This window comes from Moritella sp. 5, from assembly GCF_018219455.1.
In the GTDB taxonomy this organism is placed as follows: Bacteria; Pseudomonadota; Gammaproteobacteria; order Enterobacterales; family Moritellaceae; genus Moritella.
Genome location: NZ_CP056122.1, coordinates 245,319 through 269,413, shown reverse-complemented (window position 1 = coordinate 269,413; position 24,095 = coordinate 245,319). Strand labels below are relative to the sequence as shown.

General features: G+C 40.7%; 24 protein-coding genes and 1 other RNA gene. 7 read left to right on the top strand and 18 right to left on the bottom strand.

The genetic code is table 11. From position 1 onward, the window contains the following. Positions 1-3: 3 nt before the first annotated feature. From murF to rsmI, 7 genes are all read right to left on the bottom strand, one after another. Positions 4-1,425, bottom strand: coding sequence for a UDP-N-acetylmuramoyl-tripeptide--D-alanyl-D-alanine ligase (gene murF / locus HWV01_RS01280; protein WP_211673722.1), 1,422 nt, complete (start codon positions 1,423-1,425; stop codon positions 4-6). Further along, complete coding sequence (gene murE, locus HWV01_RS01275; protein ID WP_211673721.1) at positions 1,422-2,933, bottom strand: UDP-N-acetylmuramoyl-L-alanyl-D-glutamate--2,6-diaminopimelate ligase; 1,512 nt, start codon at positions 2,931-2,933, stop codon at positions 1,422-1,424. Before murE ends, murF begins: the two co-directional genes overlap by 4 nt. A gap of 37 nt (positions 2,934-2,970) precedes the next feature. Then, a complete protein-coding gene (locus tag HWV01_RS01270) occupies positions 2,971-4,698 on the bottom strand; it encodes a penicillin-binding protein 2 (protein ID WP_211673720.1) in 1,728 nt (575 codons plus the stop codon). Beyond that, the gene (gene ftsL, locus HWV01_RS01265; RefSeq protein ID WP_211673719.1) at positions 4,695-5,009 is read right to left on the bottom strand and encodes a cell division protein FtsL; all 315 of its coding nucleotides are present in this window, start codon (positions 5,007-5,009) and stop codon (positions 4,695-4,697) included. Before ftsL ends, HWV01_RS01270 begins: the two co-directional genes overlap by 4 nt. Before the next feature lies 1 nt (position 5,010). Then, on the bottom strand, positions 5,011-5,952 hold the full coding sequence (rsmH, locus tag HWV01_RS01260; RefSeq protein ID WP_211673718.1) for a 16S rRNA (cytosine(1402)-N(4))-methyltransferase RsmH: 942 nt from the start codon (positions 5,950-5,952) through the stop codon (positions 5,011-5,013). 902 nt (positions 5,953-6,854) lie between these two features. Further along, positions 6,855-7,230, bottom strand: an RNA gene (rnpB, locus tag HWV01_RS01255) — RNase P RNA component class A. Between the two features lie 43 nt (positions 7,231-7,273). After that, on the bottom strand, positions 7,274-8,113 hold the full coding sequence (gene rsmI / locus HWV01_RS01250; RefSeq protein ID WP_211673717.1) for a 16S rRNA (cytidine(1402)-2'-O)-methyltransferase: 840 nt from the start codon (positions 8,111-8,113) through the stop codon (positions 7,274-7,276). A gap of 84 nt (positions 8,114-8,197) precedes the next feature. Here rsmI and HWV01_RS01245 point away from each other — a divergent pair, with 84 nt between their 5' ends. The 4 genes from HWV01_RS01245 to HWV01_RS01230 are packed head-to-tail and all read left to right on the top strand — an operon-like array spanning position 8,198 to position 11,601. Further along, entirely contained in the window at positions 8,198-10,072 is a 1,875-nt protein-coding gene (locus HWV01_RS01245) for a penicillin-binding protein activator (protein WP_211673716.1), read from the top strand. Continuing rightward, entirely contained in the window at positions 10,035-10,442 is a 408-nt protein-coding gene (locus tag HWV01_RS01240) for a YraN family protein (protein WP_211673715.1), read from the top strand. Before HWV01_RS01245 ends, HWV01_RS01240 begins: the two co-directional genes overlap by 38 nt. Positions 10,443-10,453: 11 nt before the next feature. Further along, on the top strand, positions 10,454-11,050 hold the full coding sequence (locus HWV01_RS01235) for an SIS domain-containing protein (protein ID WP_211673714.1): 597 nt from the start codon (positions 10,454-10,456) through the stop codon (positions 11,048-11,050). Further along, positions 11,047-11,601, top strand: a complete 555-nt coding sequence (locus HWV01_RS01230) for a BON domain-containing protein (protein WP_249185411.1) — start codon at positions 11,047-11,049, stop codon at positions 11,599-11,601. Before HWV01_RS01235 ends, HWV01_RS01230 begins: the two co-directional genes overlap by 4 nt. Positions 11,602-11,703: 102 nt before the next feature. Here the strand turns inward: HWV01_RS01230 and sspB are convergent, their stop codons facing one another. From sspB to zapE, 9 genes are all read right to left on the bottom strand, one after another. Continuing rightward, positions 11,704-12,195, bottom strand: coding sequence for a ClpXP protease specificity-enhancing factor (sspB, locus tag HWV01_RS01225; protein WP_211673713.1), 492 nt, complete (start codon positions 12,193-12,195; stop codon positions 11,704-11,706). A 3-nt stretch (positions 12,196-12,198) separates the two neighbouring features. Then, a complete protein-coding gene (gene sspA / locus HWV01_RS01220; protein ID WP_006032937.1) occupies positions 12,199-12,834 on the bottom strand; it encodes a stringent starvation protein SspA in 636 nt (211 codons plus the stop codon). 112 nt (positions 12,835-12,946) lie between these two features. Next, positions 12,947-13,747 carry a cytochrome c1 gene (locus tag HWV01_RS01215; protein WP_211673712.1) on the bottom strand — a complete coding sequence of 267 codons (801 nt, stop codon included), beginning with the start codon at positions 13,745-13,747 and terminating at the stop codon, positions 12,947-12,949. Then, positions 13,747-14,961 carry a cytochrome bc complex cytochrome b subunit gene (locus HWV01_RS01210; protein ID WP_211673711.1) on the bottom strand — a complete coding sequence of 405 codons (1,215 nt, stop codon included), beginning with the start codon at positions 14,959-14,961 and terminating at the stop codon, positions 13,747-13,749. The genes HWV01_RS01215 and HWV01_RS01210 overlap by 1 nt, the downstream gene beginning before the upstream one ends. After that, a complete protein-coding gene (gene petA, locus HWV01_RS01205) occupies positions 14,961-15,551 on the bottom strand; it encodes a ubiquinol-cytochrome c reductase iron-sulfur subunit (protein ID WP_211673710.1) in 591 nt (196 codons plus the stop codon). The genes HWV01_RS01210 and petA overlap by 1 nt, the downstream gene beginning before the upstream one ends. Before the next feature lie 381 nt (positions 15,552-15,932). Continuing rightward, positions 15,933-16,325, bottom strand: a complete 393-nt coding sequence (rpsI, locus tag HWV01_RS01200) for a 30S ribosomal protein S9 (RefSeq protein WP_211673709.1) — start codon at positions 16,323-16,325, stop codon at positions 15,933-15,935. A gap of 18 nt (positions 16,326-16,343) precedes the next feature. Then, positions 16,344-16,772 carry a 50S ribosomal protein L13 gene (gene rplM, locus HWV01_RS01195; RefSeq protein ID WP_067045873.1) on the bottom strand — a complete coding sequence of 143 codons (429 nt, stop codon included), beginning with the start codon at positions 16,770-16,772 and terminating at the stop codon, positions 16,344-16,346. Positions 16,773-17,019: 247 nt separating this feature from the next. Next, a complete protein-coding gene (coaA, locus tag HWV01_RS01190) occupies positions 17,020-17,952 on the bottom strand; it encodes a type I pantothenate kinase (RefSeq protein ID WP_211673708.1) in 933 nt (310 codons plus the stop codon). Positions 17,953-18,203: 251 nt separating this feature from the next. Continuing rightward, positions 18,204-19,316: a cell division protein ZapE gene (zapE, locus tag HWV01_RS01185; protein WP_211673707.1), complete on the bottom strand. Its 1,113-nt coding sequence runs from the start codon at positions 19,314-19,316 to the stop codon at positions 18,204-18,206. A 179-nt stretch (positions 19,317-19,495) separates the two neighbouring features. Between zapE and HWV01_RS01180 the strand changes: the two genes are divergently transcribed. The 3 genes from HWV01_RS01180 to degS all read left to right on the top strand — a co-directional run bounded on the left by HWV01_RS01180 (position 19,496) and on the right by degS (position 22,479). Then, positions 19,496-19,867: a YhcB family protein gene (locus HWV01_RS01180; RefSeq protein WP_211673706.1), complete on the top strand. Its 372-nt coding sequence runs from the start codon at positions 19,496-19,498 to the stop codon at positions 19,865-19,867. 67 nt (positions 19,868-19,934) lie between these two features. Next, positions 19,935-21,296 (top strand): Do family serine endopeptidase, encoded by a 1,362-nt coding sequence (locus tag HWV01_RS01175; RefSeq protein ID WP_211673705.1) that lies wholly within the window; start codon positions 19,935-19,937, stop codon positions 21,294-21,296. A 97-nt stretch (positions 21,297-21,393) separates the two neighbouring features. Continuing rightward, complete coding sequence (degS, locus tag HWV01_RS01170; protein ID WP_211673704.1) at positions 21,394-22,479, top strand: outer membrane-stress sensor serine endopeptidase DegS; 1,086 nt, start codon at positions 21,394-21,396, stop codon at positions 22,477-22,479. 72 nt (positions 22,480-22,551) lie between these two features. On the opposite strand, the gene murA is transcribed toward degS, so the two are convergent. Next, positions 22,552-23,814 (bottom strand): UDP-N-acetylglucosamine 1-carboxyvinyltransferase, encoded by a 1,263-nt coding sequence (gene murA / locus HWV01_RS01165; protein WP_211673703.1) that lies wholly within the window; start codon positions 23,812-23,814, stop codon positions 22,552-22,554. Between the two features lie 11 nt (positions 23,815-23,825). After that, a complete protein-coding gene (locus HWV01_RS01160; protein ID WP_211673702.1) occupies positions 23,826-24,083 on the bottom strand; it encodes a BolA family protein in 258 nt (85 codons plus the stop codon). Positions 24,084-24,095: the final 12 nt, after the last annotated feature.

Here is a 24,095-nt window from a genome sequence, read left to right as displayed (position 1 = left end):
TCCTTATACTGTATTTTTAACTAACATTGTATTTTCGATTAACATAGCACTGTTCTTAGATAGCTTTGTGGTTAACAAACTAATTGCCTGCTCCATTTTAGCACTACGGGAACCTTTAAATAATAAAGTAAACATCTGCTCTTTAGGAGCAGTAGTGATTAAGTCAACTAACGCATCAACCAGTGCTGGCTGTGCTAAAAAGGCGCGACCAATAACACCAGCAGTTAATGCAGCTTCACGGCTAACAGCACCACAAGTATAAACATGATCAACCTGTTTCTGCTGAGCATAATGTCCAACTTGTTGATGCATATCAGCAGTACTAACACCCAGTTCTCCCATATCGCCCATTACCAATACGTTTGTTGATTTGAAATGGGTTAATACATCAATGGCCGCCTTTACTGAGGCAATATTGGCATTATAGCTATCATCAATAATACGAATACGTGAAGTTAATTGTGATATTTTCAATCGGCCCTGTACACTAACCATAGATTCAAGGCCTAACTTAATGGTTTTAATATCAATACCAAAACAACTTGCCATTGCAGCGGCAGCTAATGCATTAGCGACATTATGACGACCTGCAACACCTAAGTTAATTGTACAGTCACTATCTGGCGTACATAATCTAAACGTCGGGTTACCCGAACTATCAAATTCAATATTAGCTGCAAAATAATCAGCACTCTCATCAACAACCGAAAAGTTAACATGTCGCTGTGAATCAACTTTACGTAACCAGTATTGATAAAACTTATCATCGCGATTTAGTACCGCCATACCTTGTTGCTTAACCCCTGATAATATCTCACTTTTAGCCAATGCGATGCCCTGTAGATCACCAAAGCCTTCTAAGTGTGCCGCATCAACATTATTAATTAACACCACATCTGGCAATACCAATCCCGTGGTATAAGCAATTTCTTTTTTATGATTAGCACCAAGCTCCATCACCGCAAATTGATCTTCTTGCTGTAAGCGTAATAGTGTCAGTGGAACACCAATATCGTTATTAAAATTACCTGCAGTTGCTAAGGTTGGGGCGACTTGCTTTAAAATTGCTGCCAACATTTCTTTCGTCGTGGTTTTACCATTACTGCCTGTAAGCGCTGCAACTTTAGGATTAACTTGTTCACGCACCATTTTACCTAACAAACCTAACGCAATACGGCTATCTTTTACCATAATTTGCGGTATATCCACCGCTTGTTTTTTTGTAACGATAGCTGCGATAGCACCTTGCTCTGCCGCTTTAGCAACAAAACTATTGGCATCAAAATTATCACCACTTAACGCAACAAACAAATCACCAACTTTAATCGTGCGTGTATCTGTTGAAACGTGAGTAATGACGACATCATCACCTTGCAGCTTGCTATTGAGCTGTGCTGCGATCGCACTTAACGTTAAACTAATCATTGTTTGTTACCCAACATCTCTGTGATCGTTTCTCGATCACTATAATAGTGTTTCTCTACACCGATAATTTGATAATCTTCATGACCTTTACCCGCCACTAAAATAATATCGTCTGCACGACTTTGTTCCAACGCCCAATGAATAGCACGACAGCGATCGTGAATAACTTGCATCGCATCGGGGTTAGCAAGACCGGTTAGCATATCAGCTACAATCGAAAAGGCAGACTCTGTACGCGGATTATCATCAGTAATGACAGCCATATCTGAAAATTGTTCAGCAACTTGTGCCATTAATGGTCTTTTACCTGTATCTCGGTCACCACCACAGCCATAAATACACCAAAGTTTACCCTCACAATGCACACGTAATGCTTTTAATGCTTTTTCTAATGCGTCAGGTGTATGTGCATAATCAACAACGCAAGCAGCTTGCCCCGCTTGTTTGAATAATTCCATACGGCCACATACAGCGGTTAGTTTTGGTGCTACCTGTAATAAATCATCTAAATCATAACCCAGTGCTAACAAGCTCGCGCAAGCGGCCACCACGTTAGAAGCGTTAAACTCGCCAATTAAACCACATTGCAATGTACCTTCACCCCAGCTAGTTTTTAACTCACAGCTAAAACCACCGGTATCAAAACTCAAGTCACTACAACATAAAAAGGTGCCAGAATAATCTGATAAATCTTGCTGGACTGAAAATTGAATAGCATCAGGCCATTGCTGTGACCACGCTTTACCATAAGCATCATCAACGTTAAGGATCTTATGCTTCACAGTACCTTGAAATAAGATTTTTTTGGCATTAGCATAAGTATCCATATCTCCATGATAATCAAGATGATCACGGGTTAGATTGGTAAATAATGCCACATCAAAATCGAGCGAATTCACACGACCTTGGATCAAGCCGTGTGAGGATACTTCCATGGCACACAATTCTGCACCTTGTTGCACTTGATTCGCTATTTCAGCTTGTACATCTAAGCCGCTACCTGTGGTATTTTCGGTTTGCACTAATTGATCGAATAAGCCATTACCGATCGTACCCATCACGCCAGCTTTACCGTTTAATAAAGTAACCCAATTAGCAATAATCTGCGTGATCGTGCTTTTACCATTCGTGCCAGTAACACCGACAAGTTTTAATTGCTGCGAAGGGAATCCATAAAAACTATCGGCTAATGCGGATAAGGCCTGATTAAGACCAAAAAAAGCGACAATAGGGATACCATCAACATATTCAATATGACCATGTTCAGCCTGAATATCAGCGTCTTTCAATACCAATATCGCACCACATTGTAATGCATTTCCAATAAATCGGCGACCATCAAGGGCATGACCATTTATCGCGACAAAACAGTCGCCCGCTTGTACTTTCCGACTATCAATGATCAACGCGTTAACCGCTAATTCAAGATCAATATTCCACGTTTGTAGAGATAAGACTCGACATGACGAATTCATTTCCAAACCCTTAATATTTAAAGCCCGTGGCATTTAACAATCCTTAAACGCCTTAGCGCCGTTTAACTTCTTAAGAGTCTTTTGCCGTGATCGTTAATGATTGTTTTTTATCTGGTGTTATATTCAACATTTGCAATGTTCTTTCCATTACTTCCGCAAATACTGGCGCCGCGATCACACCGCCGTAATAACGATCACCACTTGGAGAGTCAATCACCACTACTAATGCAAAGCGTGGGTTAGACACAGGTGCGACACCGGCAAATAAAGCAACATAATCATCGCCATAACCACCCGCAATCGCCTTACGGGAAGTACCAGTTTTACCTGCAACACGATAACCATCAATGCTAGCTCTCTGACCCGTACCGCCTTTTGTTACCACGCTTTCCATCATGAGTAATAGCTCTTTCGCGTTATCTTCAGATAACACCCGTTCAGACAATGGCATAGTTTCTTGTTTTCTGATCGTCAGTGGACGATATAGACCACCTGAACCAATCGTTGCATAAGCATGAGCAAGCTGTAATGTCGTCGACTGCATGCCATAACCAAAGGATAACGTTGCATTCTCAAACTCTGACCAGCGTGAACGTCGTGGCATATAACCTCTACTTTCACCATTTAAGATCAAACTACTTTCATTACCAAAGCCAAATTGATAGTAAGTATCGAGTAAACGTTGATGGCCTAATTTCAACGCTATTTTACTTACGCCCATGTTCGATGAATAACGTAGAATATCGCCCAGTGTAATGTCACCACGGTTGCGGGTATCTTGTACTAAACGGCCACCTAGACGCATACGTCCAGGGTTGGTATCAATGATAGAATCGGCGGCAATAATGCCATTATCTAAACCACTGGCAATCACTAACGGTTTAATGGTGGAGCCCGGTTCGTAACTATCCGTGATAGCCCGATTCTTTAACTTATAACTGTCATATTTGTTACGATTGTTGGGGTTAAACGATGGACTATTTACCATTGCTAATATTTCCCCGGTTTTAACATCAATCATCACCAATGAGCCCGACACGGCACCATTGTATTTAACCGCTTTTTTCAAGCGCTGATAAGCTAATGATTGGATGCGTTGATCGATACTGAGTTGAATATTATTAGCTTGTTCACTTTGCTGAATAACAGAGATGTCTTCAATGACATTCCCTAACCGGTCTTTACGGACAATTCGTTTACCTGGTGTGCCAGTAAGGAAATCATCATAAGCCTTTTCAACGCCTTCAATACCAATGTCATCAATATTAGTCATGCCAACCAGTTGTGCACTGACTTCACCTGTGGGATAAAAACGGCGCGACTCTGGTACTTGGCTCACGCCGACTAGTTTTAATTCATCAACATACTTAGCAACCGCAGGACTAATTTGGCGCTTGATATACATAAAACGACCATTAGATGCCATTATTTTTGCTTGCAGTTCAGCAAGATTTAGATCTAAGATTTCTGCAAAAGCTTGCCATGCGCGTTTGTTATCAAAACTATTTTTATTCTTAATTGTGCGAGGATCAACATGAATGGCCATCACCGGAACACTAACCGCCAATTCAACACCATTACGATCGGTGATAATACCGCGTTGAACTTGCTGTGACGTGACCCGTAGAGAACGCATATCTGCTTGTTTACGCAGATGTTCAGGATTGATCACTTGAATGTAAGCGGTACGGGCTAGTAAGCTTAAAAAGATAATAACGACCGTGGCCGCAACTAAATGATAACGCCAAAGGATAAAATTGGCTGGTTCTTCGTGGGCAATATTTCTACGATTTGTCACTGCTGTTCCACCAATTTCTCTTCTGCAGTACTTGGTCGATACATACCGAGTTTATGTTTTGCGGTGTATTCAATTTTACTGTGTTCTTCTAGCGTACTTTGCTCTAACAATAAGTTGCGCCATTCAATATCTGTAAAGTCGCGCTGAGTCAGTAACTGCTCTTTATTATTAGTGAGTAAACGGGTTTCATGCGTTAGCATGATCACGGCAAAAGCGGAAATTAAGATGGCAAACAATAGACTAACGACTCGCTTATGCTGGCCGATGTCAGTCATGATAACCTTGCCTAAATCCCACTTAATGCCAAACATATTACAATTTTTCCGCCACGCGTAATACAGAACTACGCGCTCGAGGATTGAATTCTAATTCTTGCTCCGAAGGTTTTAGCATTTTACCAACCGCCTTCATGGTACGCGTTTTATCAATTTCTTCTTGCATGATAGGTAAACCGTATGGCACTTCTTTACCACGCGCTTGTTTACGAATGAATTGCTTCACAATACGATCTTCTAACGAGTGGAAGCTGATCACAGATAAACGACCACCAGACTTAAGACATTTTAATGCGCCAGATAATGCACGTTCGATCTCTTCTAATTCACTATTAATATAAATACGGATCGCTTGGAATGAACGTGTCGCCGGATGTTTGGTTTCTTTTTTCGATTTTGGTACCACACGGCAAATTAAACTTGCTAACTGTGCTGTTGTTTCGAATGGCGTGCCGTCACGATCAAATACCACGGCGCGGGCAATCTTACGGGCAAACTTCTCTTCACCAAATACTTTCAATACCCACACGATATCATCGTAATCTGCTGTTGCTAGCCATTTCGCCGCACTAAGACCGGATGTTGGGTCCATACGCATGTCCAACGGTCCATCACGTAAAAAACTGAAACCACGTGATGCATCGTCTAACTGTGGCGAAGAGACACCAAGATCGAGTAACACGCCGTCAACTTTCTCTGTTAATCCTTTGTTTTCCATATATTCAGCAATACCAGAAAATGGTCCGTGAACAATATCAAAACGAGGGTCTTCTAATTTTAAAGCTTCACCTACTGCAATCGCTTCAGGATCGCGATCGATTGCGATCAAGCGGCCGTTTTCACCTAGTTGAGACAAAATAAAGCGAGAGTGACCACCGCGACCAAAAGTACCGTCAATGTAAATTCCGTCCGGTTTTAAGTCGAGCCCGGCTACGGTTTCGTTAAGTAAAACGGATACGTGTGCAAATTCTTGTGTCATGTCAATGAAAGCTCTTAAAAATACTTTAAATTATAGCAGGTGCTAAAATGGCTATTGTAACGTAAAAGGTCTAGCTTAGGGAGGGGGTAGTGTATTGTAAGTGATGTAAGTTGTCATCACTATAAAATCAGATAAGAAGTAATCAATTAGACAATATACCCAAGATACAAAATCAAACGATTAGTTTTATTAAATTCGATACAGGCATCTTAATTTACAACTATCAATTCTACCCATCCCATTTAACAAGTAATTAATGATTTTTTAATTATTAAACATTATTTATATTCTATCATAGGTTAATTATTAAGTAAGGAGAAATCCATGGCTATACCCACAAACTTGTTATTAACCGAAGATGAAAGACGGGCACTGTTAAAAGAATTATTTCCCCAGAATAAGTCCCCCGAAATTCACGAGCTACTCCTATCAGGCATACCCACTAAAATAATAGAGTTATTACACTCATCAAAGTCCATCACCATAACCGCGGACCAAAATAAGTATATATTCACCGCCCCTACATGCACCACAAATGCGAGTACAGCAATAAGCCATGATTTATTTGAATTTCATTTAACTGAAGTTAGTTAAAGAAACTATCACGACAGTTCAATCGCATATCAAGAAAAGCGACTCACCTCATGCATTAATTCATTACAGAGAGCGTAACTGTCGAGTATGCATATCTAAAGAAGAAATATTGTCAGGTATCATTCTGAATCAACAACTTGAAAGGTTGAGAGCATGAATTAATATCAAGTATCATAAGTTAATGAACGATTGGATTTTTATTAAAACGAGTATATTGGAAAAATATAGAAAACTGCGGAAAATATACGAGATTAAGATGGATTGCCTTTTTGAATGATGATCAAATGTATAATCATAATTCAAAAAGGTCTTGGAGTTGGTCGATAAGCCGGGTTTTGTCGTGGACAATCATTCCTCTAGGTCTGCAATCGCTCACAGACTCAAGCAACCTACCCGCTTTCAGCGTGGGCCACGCCTATAGAAAGCCTATTTGGTCTTGCTCCGGGTGGAGTTTACCCTGCAACGAACTATTACTAGTCGTCCGGTGCGCTCTTACCGCACCCTTTCAGCCTTACCTGTGCTTCCGAAAAAGCCATCGGCGGTCTTCTCTCTGCTGCACTTGTCGTAGGCTTGCGCCTCCCAGGCGTTACCTGGCACCCTGCCCTGTGGAGCCCGGACTTTCCTCCCCTCTATAACCTCAATATAAATACCGAGTCATAAAGCGGCGATTGTCTGACCAACTCCAAGGCGGAGGATAGTACATAATCTAAGACAAAAAATCCAGCGATTAATTAAAGTTTTCTAAACCCCATTTATACAAGGCGTTCTTTTTGCAACCATGAATTTCAGCCGTTAATGCAGCTGCTTTTTTCAATGGCAATTCCTCGTTCAATAATTTCAATGTATTCAATACCTTAGCTGGAATCTCAAGGCCTGTAGGTTTATAACCCGCAACTAGAAGTACAATTTCACCACGGCTACGGTTACTGTCTTCCTCTACCCATGCTGCTAACTCACCCACTGGCATAGTAGTAATACTTTCAAACGCTTTGGTTATTTCTCGTGCAACACACACTTCACGCTCAGGCCCCATGATCGCCGTTAAGGCATCTAAGGTATATTGCAGGCGACGTGGTGATTCATAAAAAATCATCGTACGAGTTTCTTCTTTCAGCTCGGTAATTTTATCATTACGGGCTTTTTCTTTCGAGGGTAAAAAACCTTCAAACGAGAAACGGTCTGATGGGAGACCAGAACCACTCATTGCAGTTACTGCAGCGCAAGGACCGGGTAGTGGGACCACTTTAACACCATGTGCACGACAGGTATTTACCAAATGGTAACCAGGGTCACTGATCAACGGCGTACCGGCATCTGAAACCAGCGCGATGCTGATACCAGATTGTAGTTTTGATACTAAATATTCAGCTTTTTGCTGTTCATTGTGATCATGCAAAGCAAATGTTTTAGTCTTGATTTGGTAATGGCTTAGCAGTTTCCCAGTATGGCGGGTATCTTCTGCAGCAATTAAATCAACACTTCTTAGTATCTCTAAACCACGCTCTGTGATATCAGAAAGGTTGCCAATCGGGGTTGGAACGATAAATAAAGTTGCTTGTTCAGACATTTCATTCTCATGGGTAGTTTTTTGTTAAGCGATGATGCTTTAGTATAGGGGTATTATAAATCTCTTTTGCAGGATAATACACCAATGGAATTTAAGTACAGTTATTCCCGCTTGATTATGTTTTTTAGTTTGAGTTTACTGCTCAGTGCGTGTTCAAGTACCACAACATCTGAAAAAGCAACATCGAAGCCTCAGCTAATTGGTGCGCCAGACGTACTCACGCAAATAGATCAACCGGCGCAATACTACATTGATAAGATAGCATTAGCGAATAAACCACAAACTATCTCTTGGCAGTTATTATCCGCACGTGCTTTGATTACAGAAGGTCATCCCCAACCTGCACTTGATATATTATTATCGGTAGAGAGAAATCCATTATCAACACAGCAATTATTTGAAGTCGCGTTAATCAAGTCAGAAGCCTATCTATTAGAACAGCGCTATCAGGATGCAGCCACAGCGTTAAACTTTAGCTCGACACTAAGCACACTGAAATCCGCACATTGGCAACGTTACTATTTATTAAACGCTACTATTTCCGAACTTCTGAATAATAATGCGAAAGCGGTTGAATACCGTGTCGCGTTAAATGACTTCCTCGATGCAGAGCTGCATAACACCAATAATACGCGTATATGGGAATTAGTCACAGTAATACCAGCATCAGAGTTACACCAGCTAACACAGCAGTTTGACACTGAAAACCCAACGCTTTCAGGTTGGTATCATTTAGGTATGGTCGCACAACAATATAGTACCGACCCACAATTACTCATTCAGAATTTACAAATATGGAAAACAGAATACCCACAACACCCTGCATTGAGTACTTTCCCTGTCCAACTGGTAAAAGCAATGGCAATAACGCCTTATTCGCCAAATCAAATCGCGGTACTTGCCCCTTTAACCGGTAAACGTGCAGTCGCAGGTGAAGCAATCAGAGACGGAATGCTAAGTGCTTACTATCAAGATGAAGAAGCAGATAGAATTAACTTACGTTTCTATGATACAGCAGCAACAAGCGCAGATGAACTGTACTTACAGGCTATTGATGATGGGGCTGACTTTGTTGTCGGACCATTATTAAAATCAAATTTGACTAAAGTATTACCTCTAGTAAAAGAGATACCATTAATTTCATTAAATAAACTGACTGGATCACCCACAACAGAAGGTATCTATTATTTCTCATTAAGTTCTGACGATGAAGCTATTGCTGCCGCGAAAAAAATGCAAAAAGATGGTATCAAACAACCCTTAGTACTCGCACCAAATAACCGAACCGGTAATCGCTTGTCAGCTGAGTTCACCAAGCAATGGCAATTACTCACGCAGGGTACAAACGATACTTATAAGTATAAAAGCCGCAGTGACATGCAAAATACAGTAACTACGCTATTTTCAGTGACGTCGAGTAATCAGCGTATTAGCTTAATGAAAAATCTAGTCGGTGCTGATATTAAAACTAAAACCCGTAGTCGTCGTGATATTGATGCCATTTATATTATTGCCACGCCTTCTGAAGCGATGTTAGCAATTCCTTACATCATTACAACCCAGAACCCTTATGCGCCACAGGTTGCCCTGTATGCGAGTTCACGTACCCATGGTAATAATCTTTCTAAAAGCCAAAGTCGTGATCTTAATGGTTTAATATTTAGTGATATGCCTTGGTTGTTGAACCCAGATCGCGAACTTAAACAGCAAACTTTGGCACTGTGGCCAAATATGTCGAAAATCCAGCAAAATCTTTTTGCGATGGGCTACGATTCATTTAAATTAATTCCAAACCTGCTACAGCTACGTAATTTTCCTAACTTACGCCTAGCTGGCCAGACTGGTATTCTTTATATTAATGAAAACGGCATTATCGAACGCGAATTTAGTTGGGCTAAATATCGATCAGGCAAGATAAGACTTGAGGACACTAACGCTGAAACCAAAACAACCCCGTAAACGCGGTGAATATTTTGAAGGTATAGCAGCCGATTTTTTACAGCGCCAAGGATTAATTATCTTGGCGCGAAATTTCGCTTGCCGCCAAGGTGAAATAGATTTAGTTTGCCAGCACGGCGCAAGCTGTGACATAAAATCAACAACAACACTACCCACCTTAGTATTTGTCGAGGTAAAATATCGGCAATACACCCATTACGGCGGTGCTATTTCAGCAATTCCGGTCGCGAAACAACGAAAATTGCGTTATACGGCGCAATATTATATGGTGCGCCACGGAATAAATGAAAACTACACCCCTTGCCGTTTCGATGTGATAGCCATTGAAGGTTCCAGTGATAATATTCAATGGATAACCAATGCTTTTTAGAGTAGATACCCATGTTAGAGCTAATTAAAGAAAATTTTACTGAAAGTATTCAAACTAAGATCGCCGCAGCCGAGGCGTTACCCGAATACATTCAAAACTCAGCCATGATGATGGCACAATGCTTATTAAACGGTAACAAGATCTTAATCTGTGGTAATGGTGCATCAGCTAGCTTGGCACAAAATTTTTCTGCATCATTATTAAATCGTTACGAAACCGAACGCCCAAGCTTACCTGCATTGGCATTAACCCCAGATTGTACGCTAATGACAGCCATTGGCACCGACACCAGCTTTGATATGGTTTATTCTAAACAAGTGCGAGCCTTGGGGAATGACGGTGACATTCTGGTTGTCATCTCTGCAGGCGGTCACAGTCGTAATGTCATTAAAGCGATTGAAGCAGCGCTAACACGCAATATGACTATTGTCGCTTTAACCGGTAAAGACGGGGGGGAAATATCTGGGTTATTAGGTCCACACGATGCCGAAGTCCGCGTACCATCACGCCGGGAAGCAAGAATACAAGAAGTACATGCTCTGATCATCAATTGTCTTTGTGACATTATCGATCAAACCTTATTCCCACAACAAGAGTTCGAAGAATGAGTATAGCAGTGGCAAGAAAACTTAAATATTGGCTGACTATCAGTATCACAATACTGAGCTTTACAGTTATACAAGGCTGCAGTAACACCGGTAGTTTTAGCCAGTTAATTGATGATGAAACAATTACCTTGGATATAACGGCAGGGCTTAATGATGCCAACATACAACTACTGTTAAATAATAACCTGCATATTTTAACCAACAACAGTAAAGTATTACTATCTGGTCAAGTTAGAACCGAAGCTGAGCGCAAGAAAATCGTCGATATTGCCGCAAACACAGCGTCTGTGCAGCAAGTATATAACCAGATCCGTTTAGGGACACCAATTTCATTTGAACGGGCCAGTAAGGATGCTTGGCTAACCACAAAAGTGAAAACCAGTATTCTTAATTTAAAAAATGTTGAACCGCTGGGAATTAAAGTGATCACTGAGAATGCCGAAGTATTCTTAATTGGGCGAGTAACTAAAGCAGAAGGCGATAAAGTTGCCGAAGCAGCGCGTTATGTCGTTGGTGTCGATAAAGTAATTAAAGTATTCGATTATCGCTAATCAGCGAACTGCTTTGTAAATCTAGCATAAAAAAAATGCAGTACTGAATGATGTCCGTCGACAAATTCAAGTACTGCATCGATTCGTTAATTAAGTGTTATGTTACTTAATGACCCGTAAAGAGGGTCTACCTTTAGTAGGTTTTGGACGCTCAGGTGTTTCACTTTCATCATCAGAGCTAACCGCAGGCGCACTCACTAGAGCCGGCGTACTTCTCTCTTCACTTGGCTCAACAGCCGCTTCAGCGCTCTCTTGTTCTGCTTGATCGATATATGCTTGTTCCGGTTCAAACATACTACCTGCGCCATTCTCACGCGCGTAGATAGCTGTAATAGCCGCAATCGGTACATAAACATCAAATGGCACACCACCGAAACGAGCATTAAAGCTCAGCGCGGTGTTGTTCAGCTCAAAAGCAACAACAGCTGTTGGGGCAATATTCAACACAATTTGGCCATCTTGAACAAATTGCTGCGGTACATAAACACCAGCAATATGTGCATCAACAACAATATGTGGTGTTAAGTCATTATCAAGTAACCACTCATAGTGGCTACGTAATAAATAGGGACGAATTGGGGTCATTTTATCCATAACTTACATTAACATTCTCATTTCACGTTCTTGTTCAGTTAAAGATGCTTGGAATGATTCACGATCAAATACACGAAGCATATAGTTCTTTAACTCACTTGCAGCTTGACCTGGAAGATCGATACCTAGCTCAGGTAAGCGCCATAGTAACGGAGCCATATAGCAATCAACTAAGCTGAACTCTTCACTCATGAAATATGGGTATTCAGCGAAAATTGGGCTGATACTCATTAGCGCTTCTTGTAGTTGCTTGCGCGCTACAGCAGCTTCTTCAACAGAGCCTTTCATGATCTTCGTCACTAATGAATACCAATCGTTCTCGATACGGTGCATCATTAAACGACTGCTACCACGAGACACAGGATAAACCGGCATCAAAGGTGGATGCGGAAAACGCTCATCCAGATATTCCATGATTATACGTGAGTTATATAATGTCAGTTCACGGTCGATTAATGTTGGTACTGTCTGATATGGATTCAAATCAATTAGATCTTCAGGTAGGTTATTACGATCAACCTGATGAATATCAACACTTACGCCTTTTTCAGCTAAGACGATTCGGACTTGATGACTATATAGATCAGTCGGCTCCGAATATAACACCATAACTGAACGTTTATTAGCAGCTAATGCCATGCCACCTCCAATAAATTGTAAACACAAACGCCAATGATAGCCTAAACTAGCATTGGCGGTACGTAATTCTTTTACCAGCAACTTTACAAGTAATGCGGCAACATCTCAGTGATTAGTGGATATCACGCCAGTATTCACGGTTCAGGAACCAAGTAAATACAAGTAGAATCAGTAAGAATCCAATAACCCAGAAGCCCATCTCTTGACGTTCAAGCTGATTAGGCTCTGCCGAGTAAACCAAGAAGTTTACCAAATCGAGCATTGCTTCATCAAACTCTTCTGCTGATAACTCACCGTTTCCATCGGGACTTAGGTAGCTAGTCAGAATTTCACCTGTTGCAACACCATTAGCGTCAACAACTTCGGTTTCTTTAACAATTCTAGCACCTTCCGGCAGATCTAGCTCTTCTTCGTTATGTTTTATTTCTAAAAGACGCGCTGTACCTTGCAGTTCTTCAAGTACATGCGGCATACCCACACTTGGGAATACTACATTATTCACACCAAATGGGCGAGTTTCGTCAATATAGAAAGAACGCAGGTAAGTATAAACCCAATCTGCACCACGTAAACGCGCTTCAAGCGTTAGGTCTGGTGGTGTAGCACCAAACCATTTCGCACCACTTTCAGCAGGCATAGCAGTTTTCATTAATGAGCCTACTTTAACGCCTGTAAATACCAAATTTTCAGTCATTACATCACGATCGATACCCAGATCATCAGCAACACGTGAATAACGTTGATATTGAGTAGAGTGACAAGTAGAGCAATAATTCATGAAGATTTTAGCACCATTTTGCAGTGATGCTTTGTCTCTTAAATCATAATTTGCTTCATCTAAATGCGCAGCATTACCAGATGCAAATGCAGCCATAGGCAATAGGGTAAGTAACGCGATAAATAATTTTTTCATTACATTGTCACCCTTTTTGGTAATGGTTTAGTGGTTTCATTCTTACTGTAGAACCACAGCAGAGCAAAATAGCCAAAGTAACCTAATGTGGTAACTTGCGACAATAATGTACGACCAGGTGTTGGTGATAATGTACCTAGTACGCCAAGAATAATGAAACAAATAACAAACTGAGCTAAATTCAATTTATGCCAAACACTACGATAACGGATTGATTTCACTTTTCCGCGATCGATCCAAGGTACTAGGAATAGCATCACAATAGCTAGGCCCATCATGATCACGCCACCAAGTTTGTCCGGAACCGCACGTAAAATAGCGTAAAACGGGGTGAAATACCACACTGGCGCAATATGATCCGGTGTTTTCAATGGGTTTGCCGCTTCGAAGTTTGGCGCTTCTAAGAAGTAACCACCACCCTCAGGCATAAAGAAGATAACAATACTACATAAGATAAGCATCACCACTACCGCAACAGCATCGTGCACAGAATAGTAAGGGTGGAATGGAATACCGTCTTTCGGCCAACCATTTTCATCTTTGTTTTCTTTGATTTCAATACCGTCTGGGTTATTAGAACCAACGTGATGCAGTGCAACTATGTGTAAGAACACCAATACCACAAGTACTAATGGCACAGCAATAACGTGTAGCGCAAAGAAACGGTTTAATGTCGCACCCGAGATTACATAATCACCGCGGATCCAAAGTGTTAAATCATCACCAATTACTGGAATCGCACCAAACAAAGAGATAATAACCTGTGCACCCCAAAATGACATTTGACCCCATGGAAGTAGATACCCCATGAAAGCTTCAGCCATCAGTGCTAAAAAGATTAAGCAGCCAAAGACCCACAATAATTCACGTGGTTTTTGGTATGAACCGTACATCAAACCACGGAACATGTGCAGATACACCACCACAAAGAATGCTGAAGCACCCGTAGAATGCATATAACGTAACAACCAGCCAAATTCAACATCACGCATGATGTATTCAATTGAAGCAAAAGCACCATCACCAGATGGGTTATAATTCATCGTTAACCAGATACCCGTCAGGATCTGATTAACAAACACAACCGTAGCTAAAATGCCAAAGTAATACCAGAAGTTAAAGTTTTTCGGCGCTGGATATTGACCAGCGTGTTTATTCCATGTATCCGTCATTGGGATACGGTCATCAATCCAATTGACTAATTTACCAAGCATTAGGTAGCTCCCTTATCTACACCGATTAGAATCGTCGTGTTATCAATATAATAATGCGGTGGTATGACTAGATTCAACGGTGCAGGTACACCTTGGAATACACGACCAGCCATATCAAATTTAGAACCATGACATGGACAGAAGAAACCAGAAGAAACACCTTCGACTTGTTCGCCAAAGCTATCAGGCAGATAAGTTGGAGAGCACCCTAAGTGAGTACAAATACCAACGGCTACAAATAAGTCTGATTTAATCGAGCGATATTTGTTTTGTGCGTAATTTGGTTGTTGTTCTTGTTCTGATGCCGGATCGCGTAACGAACCATCATGCTGTTCAAGTTCGTTTAACACGCTTTCTGTACGAGATACAACCCATACAGGTTTACCTCGCCATTCAACACGAATTAACTGACCAGGTTCAATTTTACTAATATCAACTTCAACCGGAGCGCCAGCTGCTTTAGCTTTAGCACTCGGATTCCAAGATTTGATAAAAGGTACGGCTGCGCCGACAGCTCCAACACCACCTACTACACATGTAGCAGCGGTCAAAAAGCGACGACGACCAGAATCAACAGGCGCATTGCTCATCCAATTATTCTCCCATTCGGACTCAGCGCAAATTATTGTTATTATCTTGCAGTGAATACCATTTCAAAAAAGATAACTTTTTATTAGCTAAAAAAGTTACATAAATGCCGTTGAATTTTAATTAATTGGTTACATTTTTACAAGGATAATGAGACATTAATCATGAATTTTCAGTGATTAAGTCAATATCTGTCGCTTATGACTCAGTAAACAGAGCAAGTAGCCCTCTTTCTGTGTTAAGTACTGTCGCGCAAGTAAGAAACAACATTACATTTAACAAAGATATAACCTAGTTAAATAAAAAAAGACAAAAAAAAGACAAAAAAAAGCCTGGCATATGCCAGGCTTTCGTCGCAATAAAGCGAACCACCAAAAAACGAATTAACGTTTTGAGAACTGTGGACGTTTACGTGCTTTTCTAAGACCAACTTTCTTACGTTCAACTTGACGAGCATCACGAGTAACAAAACCAGCTGCACGTAGAGTAGGACGAAGAGTTTCGTCATATTCCATAAGTGCGCGAGTGATACCGTGACGGATTGCGCCAGCTTGACCAGTAGTACCACCACCAGAAACAGTGATGTTTAGGTCGAATTTGTCTTGTAGTTCAACTAATTCTAGTGCTTGACGAACAACCATACGAGCTGTTTCACGACCAAAATAAACGTCTAAAGAACGCTTATTGATAGTTAGTTGACCAGTACCAGCTTTCATGAATACACGAGCTGTTGAACTTTTACGACGACCAGTGCCGTAGTATTGATTTTCTGCCATTTGCTTAAATTCCGTAAATTAGATGTCTAGAACTTGTGGTTGTTGAGCAGCATGATTGTGCTCAGGACCTGCGTATACTTTCATCTTACGGAACATTGCACGGCCTAGAGGACCTTTTGGCAACATACCTTTAACCGCAGACTGGATAACACGCTCTGGAGCTTTTTCAATAAGCTTTTCAAAGCTAATTGATTTTATGCCGCCAATGTAACCAGTGTGCGAGTAGTAAATTTTACCTTTCGCTTTGTTACCAGTTACAACGATTTTTTCACAGTTTACAACGATGATGTAATCGCCAGTATCAGCATGAGGAGTGTACTCAGGCTTGTGCTTACCACGTAAGCGAGTAGCGATTTCAGTCGCAAGACGACCTAAAGTTTTACCTTCAGCGTCAACAACGAACCATTCACGTTTGATCGTGCTTGGTGTAGCAACAAAAGTTTTCATTTTATATTGAACCCAATAAAATTTGTTTAAACTATCACATATAGTTATCTATACGTGAACTATATACCTTGCTCATCCCTTCGAATAAGTACATGGCGTCATTAGGACAAGGAACCACCACAGCACCTTGTTCGTGGGCAGCGCGTATTATAAAGAGAAATGAGTGAAATTTCACCTATATTTTAAAAAAAATAGGATTAATCTCAAAAAACATCGAATAAGACCAAGAAAATGACTGAAATTAAGATTATTTCCGCAATTTAACTTGATGCACTTGATGATTTAGGCCTTTAGTTAGAATGAGGTTAGCACGTTCTCGCGTTGGTAAGATATTTTCTACTAAGTTTTTACCATTAATTGTACGCCAAATGTTCAATGCCACATCTTTTGCTTCATCCTCACCCAGTTTGGCGTAATGATGGAAATATGAACTTGAATCGGTAAACGCACTTTCTCGTAGTTGCAAGAAACGTTGCACATACCAGTTCTCGAGGTTTGCAGTCTCTGCATCCACATAAATAGAAAAATCGACAAAATCAGAAACAAATACCCGATGCGGATCATTGGGGTATTCTAATCCCGACTGTAAGACATTTAAACCTTCCAGAATAACGATATCAGGCTGTTCAACAACCATTTCTTGGTTTGTTTCGATATCATAAGAAAAATGTGAATAAACGGGAGCCGTAACACGGCCATGCCCCGACTTAATATCAGCTACAAATTTCACGAGGGCATTAATGTCATAACTTTCAGGAAAGCCTTTACGCTTCATCAAACCATGCTCTTTTAAATGCGCATTTGGATAAAGAAAGCCATCAGTGGTGATTAACGCGACCTTCGGATGTTCGCTCCAGCATTGTAATAATGCTTGCAAAATTCTGGCGGTGGTACTTTTACCGACAGCAACACTCCCCGCGAGACTAATAATATAGGGTACTTTAGCCACTTTACGGCCCAAGAATTGATCGCGAACAAGGCGGCGTTGAATTCGATTCGTGACATATAAGTTAAGCAGACGTGACAACGGCAGGTAAATATCACACACTTCTTCAATAGAAACACGTTCATTAATACCTTGTAACTGCTTTAACTCTAGAGCTGATAAGGTCAAAGGTACTGACTCTCTAAGTTCAGCCCAATATTCCCTGTCAAACACTTGGTATGGTGAGTAATTCATTAAACTAAAAGCCTACTTAATGCCATGATAATCACTTGCTTCATGTATCTAGAAGCAAGCCTTTGCAATGGATTTAATGACGTAATAACACTATTAACGTCACTTTCTCAGTCCATGTCCGCCGAAACAATAGCCTATATACTCACCGTAACTCAATCAATAAATACGTTTATTACAGTATTTATTTTACTAACGCGCACAAAAACTACCTACTTAGTGCTGAAAGTAGGCGTGTTTTCGTCGTTGTTAACCTAAGGTAAATGTTCACGCGCCAAATATTCAAGGGATTGCATTTCTTGTAAGCGTGATAAACAACGGCGAAATTCAAAATCGAGTAAACCAGTACTATACAAGGCTGACATTTCAAACTCGGCCGAAATAATTAGGGTAACGTTACGCTCATAAAACTCATCTACCATCGCAATAAAGCGACGGGCAATATCATCCCTTAGTCGTCCCATTTGTTTCACATTGGCTAATAATACCGTGTGATAAATACGGGAAATCTCCATATAATCAACCTGACTACGCGGCCCTCCACACAACTCCGAAAAATCAATCATCAACACACTATCCGCTTCTGCTAATGTGGGTATTTGACGGTTTTCAATTTCTATCGACTGATTATACTGGCGGGGATCACAAGATAATTGTTGAAAATATTGGTCTAAATTTTTCTGAGCCATGCCATCTAATGGAAAATGATAAATTTCAGCTTGCTCTAAGGTACGTAACCGATAATCAACGCCACTATCCACATTAATAATGTCACAATTTTGATTAATCAAATGAATCGCAGGTAAAAACCGCGCACGCTGTAAGCCGTTACGGTAAAGCTCGTCAGGAATAATGTTTGATGTGGCAACCAAGATAACTTGATGAGAAAATAATTCTTCAAATAATGAGCCTAAAATCATCGCATCAGTAATATCCGAAACAAAAAATTCATCAAAACAAATGACGCGTGTTTCGTTAGCTAGCTTCTTTGCAATCACTTTCAATGGATCTTTTTGTTGCGCTAATCCTTTCAGTTCTTGATGGATCCGATGCATAAAACGATGAAAGTGAATACGGGTTTTATTCTCGAACGGGAGACAATCGTAGAAAGTATCAACTAAATAGGTCTTACCTCTTCCTACCCCTCCCCAAAAATAAATACCTTTAACTGGATTCATTAGCGTCGGTGTTGGCTTTGCTGTTAGCCCTTTCAACTTGGCTAAGAAACTACGTTTAACGGGTTTGTCTGGCACCGCTAACAATTCATCAAACAGCCGTTGTAATGCGATTACTGCATTCTCTTGTGCCGCATCAAACATAAAGTCAGGGCGCTTTAAATCAAGCTGATATTTTTCTATTGGGGTCATTATAATTGCTAATCCTTTACTGTTTCTAACGCCTTACTCACCACGCATTAATAATAATCAATGCTACCATGTTGTATTCTTTTGAAATACACTATTTTAAAACTAAGGTGCTTATATTAGAGTATCAGAATGAGTGTCCCGTATTAGTAGAATACAAATTACCATTTAACGAGGTGTATATGCCCTATCTTGAAATATTAATTAGTTTGGTTATCGGTATTATTATCGGTTTTTCTATTGCGAAGATAACCAACACAAAAGATCAAACAGGTAAGTTTAAGGGTAAGCTACTGGCCAAAGAAGCTGAAATCGAACAATACAAACATGATGTTAATGAACACTTCACTAGCACCGAAGCATTATTAATGAAATTGTCTGATACCTATGTAGAAATGCAACAACATTTAGCCAGCAACGCCAAACATTTATTAGATAATGTCGCCGTTAAAGATATTCCTTTTCAAACCAAAGAAGTCGTAGACCCTGCAGAACCGATAGAAGGGCAACCAAAGGATTATTCAAGTACTAGTTCAGGGTTACTGAACAAATAACTTGAACTTTTAGCTTTTAACTACACCTAACTGTTTATGCTTCTAATTTTTAAAGGCTTAAACTGTTATGAAACCTAAATTACACTTCAAAACACTCACTGCTTTAGCATTAAGTACAGCAATGGGGTTAGCAAGTTTACCTGCAACAGCAGCTTTCCCTCCCGCTGTTGCAGGGCAAGCCTTACCCAGTCTTGCGCCGATATTAGAACAAGTTACCCCTGCCGTGGTAAATATCTCCGTATCTGGTACTAAGGTATCTCAACAGCGTATCCCAGAAGCATTTCGCTACTTTTTTGGCCCTGAAGGCCCAGGTTCTCAACAACAAACCCAACCTTTTCAAGGTCTAGGTTCTGGTGTAATCATCGATGCCAAACAAGGTTACATCCTCACTAACAATCATGTGATTGCTGATGCCGATGAGATCCAAGTTATGCTGAAAGATGGCCATGAATATGATGCCAAACTCATCGGTGCGGATAAAAGCAGTGACATTGCCCTATTGCAAATTAAAGCAAAAAACTTAACCGAGATTAAATTCGCCGATTCGGATAAATTACGCGTCGGTGATTTCACCATTGCCATTGGTAATCCCTTTGGTTTAGGCCAAACAGTGACATCTGGTATTGTCAGTGCTTTAGGCCGAACTGGTCTCCAATTAGAAAATCTAGAAAACTTCATCCAAACCGATGCTGCAATTAACAGCGGTAATTCCGGCGGAGCATTAATTAATTTACGCGGTGAATTAATCGGTATTAACACTGCGATATTAGGGCCAAATGGCGGTAACGTAGGTATCGGTTTTGCGATACCCGCCAACATGGCTAACAATCTGGTACAGCAAATTATTGAACATGGCGAAGTTCGCCGTGGCGTATTAGGTGTTACAGGCCAAGAATTAACTGCAGATCTGGCTAAGGCGTTTGATATTGATGTGCAATATGGCGCATTCATTAACCAAGTAACTCCCAACTCTGCTGCTGAAGAGGCAGGCTTAATGGCCGGTGACATAATTGTCAGTGTAAACAACAATAAAATACGTAGTTTCAGTGAGTTAAGAGCCAGGATTGGAACTTTGGGTGCTGATAAAAAAATCACTTTAGGCGTAATCAGAGATGATAAAGAAAAACGTCTCATCGCAACATTAAAGCCCGCTGACAATAATATCGCAAATGCCAGTAACCTACATCCAGGGCTTGAAGGCGCTGCATTAGTTAGTACTGACAACAATCAAGGTGTGCGAATTGAGAAAGTAGAACCCCGCTCAATAGCCGCGATATCCGGCTTGAAGGAAGGTGACATTATTATTGGTGTTAACAAGAATAAAGTGAAAAATTTAGTCCAGTTACGTAAGTTACTCAGTGAAGATAAAGCCACACTGGCACTTAATATCAACCGTGGTGACCAGCATTTATTCTTAGTGTTGCGTTAGCACTTACATCACTTTATAAGTAATTTCCTACATTCTCCTAGAAAGAGATGCTATTCTCTACGTTGCTATTTTTGATAGGTAACGTAGGGATATCTCAGTGCAAGGTTTGTTGTCATATATTTCAAAAAGTGTCTTACTCGGTATCGTTGTCGCAACGATATTGCTTTTAGCATTACCACAATTAAAAAATAACCAAGGTTTAGCACTCAATCAACCATTTTCACTCGGCCTTCATGATCAAATGAGTTTTTCTGCCGCCGTTAAACGCGCAGCGCCTTCAGTTGTCAATATTTATACACGCACCTACCAAAAATCAACAATTAATAGTAAGCCGACATTACGTCCGCAAAGCCTTGGCTCTGGCGTGATCATGAATAAGAAGGGTTATTTACTCACAAACTATCACGTTATTGCCAATGCAGATCAAATAATTGTTGCGCTCCAAGACGGACGGTTTTTTACCGCCGAGTTAATTGGTTTTGATAAATATACCGACCTTGCAGTGTTAAACATCGATGCCAAAAATTTACCCAGTATTCCACAAAGTAAACATGAACAGACCAATATTGGTGATGTGGTACTCGCCATTGGTAATCCATACAACTTAGGGCAAACTATCACCCAAGGTATTATTAGTGCCCGTGGTCGTATTGGTATGAGCACGACTGGCCATCAGAACTTCTTACAAACGGACGCAGCAATTAACGAAGGTAACTCGGGTGGTGCGCTTGTAAATAGTCTAGGTGAATTAGTGGGTATTAATACGGCATCATTCCAATTGGCCGAAAATGTTGAAACCATGGGTATAAGCTTTGCGATTCCCTACCCACTCGCGGTTAAAATTATGGATTCATTGATTGCTAATGGTCGCGTTATCCGTGGTTATATCGGTATTGAAGGTACGTCAATAAATGCCGTTATGGCAAAGTTACTCGGTTTGGAAGCCAATCAAGGTATTGTCATACAAAATACCGCACCAGACTCGCCGGCAGAGAAAGCCGGATTAATCACGGGTGATGTGGTAATCAAATTCAATGGTACTGAAATTGATAATGTAATCTGGTTAATGGATGTGGTAGCGGAGCAGCGTCCTGGCTCAAAAATTAACTTAACGGTAATACGAGAGGGTAAGCAGTTTGATGTCTCAGTCAAGCTAGGTGAACTGCAAGCACTACAGCCATAACACACAACCCATAGAAATAAAAAGGGCGCATATCAATGCGCCCTTTTTATTTATTATACTGTCAGAGGAACATTAACCTTCAATACGGGTAATGTTACCGCCTAAGCCTTGCAGCTTATCTTCAATAAACTCATAACCACGGTCAATGTGGTAAATACGCTCAACCGTTGTTTCGCCTGTAGCAAGGAAACCAGCGATAACAAGACTTGCAGACGCACGTAAGTCTGTTGCCATCACTTGTGCGCCAGTTAAACTCTCTGTATCACGGCAGATAGCCGTATTACCTTCCAGTTCAATGTCTGCGCCCATGCGCGCTAATTCAGGCACGTGCATGAAACGGTTTTCAAAAATCGTTTCAATGATAGTTGAAGTACCTTTCGCCACTGTATTTAATACCGTGAACTGTGCTTGCATATCTGTTGGGAAACCTGGGTAAGGCACCGTCTTGATATTTACCGCTTTTAATTCACGGCCTTGCATATCAAGCGTGATCCAATCATCACCAGTTTCAACCGTAGCTCCCGCTTCTTCAAGCTTTAGCAATACAGCATCCAGTAATGAAGGGTCTGTTTTATGGCATTTAATTTTACCACCAGTGACAGCCGCAGCAACAAGGAAAGTACCCGTTTCGATACGATCAGGTTGCACTGTATATGTACCACCATGAAGCGCTTCAACACCTTCAATGGTTAATACGTCAGAACCAATACCACTAATCTTAGCACCAAGTGAATTCAAGAAGTTAGCTAAATCAACCACTTCAGGTTCTCTTGCTGCATTCTCAATAGAGGTTATCCCGTCAGCAAGTACTGCTGCCATTAATAGATTTTCAGTGCCTGTTACGCTGACCATATCCATTAAGATACGCGCACCTTTTAAACGACCATCAACGCGGGCTTTAATGTAGCCTTCTTCAACGCGAATGTCCGCTTGCATCATCTCTAAACCATGAATATGTAGATTCACAGGACGAGCGCCGATTGCACAACCACCCGGTAAAGACACATCAGCAGTCGAAAATTTAGCCGTCAAAGGACCTAATGCTAAGATCGATGCTCGCATCGTTTTAACTAATTCATAAGGGGCTTTTTGACAGTTCACAGAGCCTGCAGTAATAACAACATCACCTTCTGCGTTGCGTTCAGCCTGTGCACCAAGCTCACGTAACAATTGCAGCGTGGTCTTAATATCTCTTAATTCAGGAACATTCTTAAGAGTGATCGTTTCATCACTTAGCAATGTGGCAAATAAAATCGGCAGTGCAGCATTTTTAGCACCCGAAATAGTCACATCGCCATTTAACTGACAAGGACCTTTAATTAAAAACTTATCCATTCTAATCCAGCCTAAGAAGGTAATATGAATTTACGTTCGCGAATCCATTCTTCAGGTGTGTATGCCTTGATGGATAACGCATGAATACTATTTGATGCAATCTGCTCTTTTAATGGTGCATAAATAGCTTGTTGTTTTTTTACACGGTTCATACCGACAAACATCTCGGCGACAGCGATAACTTCATAATGGCTACCTTCACCTTTAACGTGTAATTCCTGGAACGTGTACTCATTCTCCAGCAATGTTTGTAATTCTTTAATATCCATAATACTTAAATC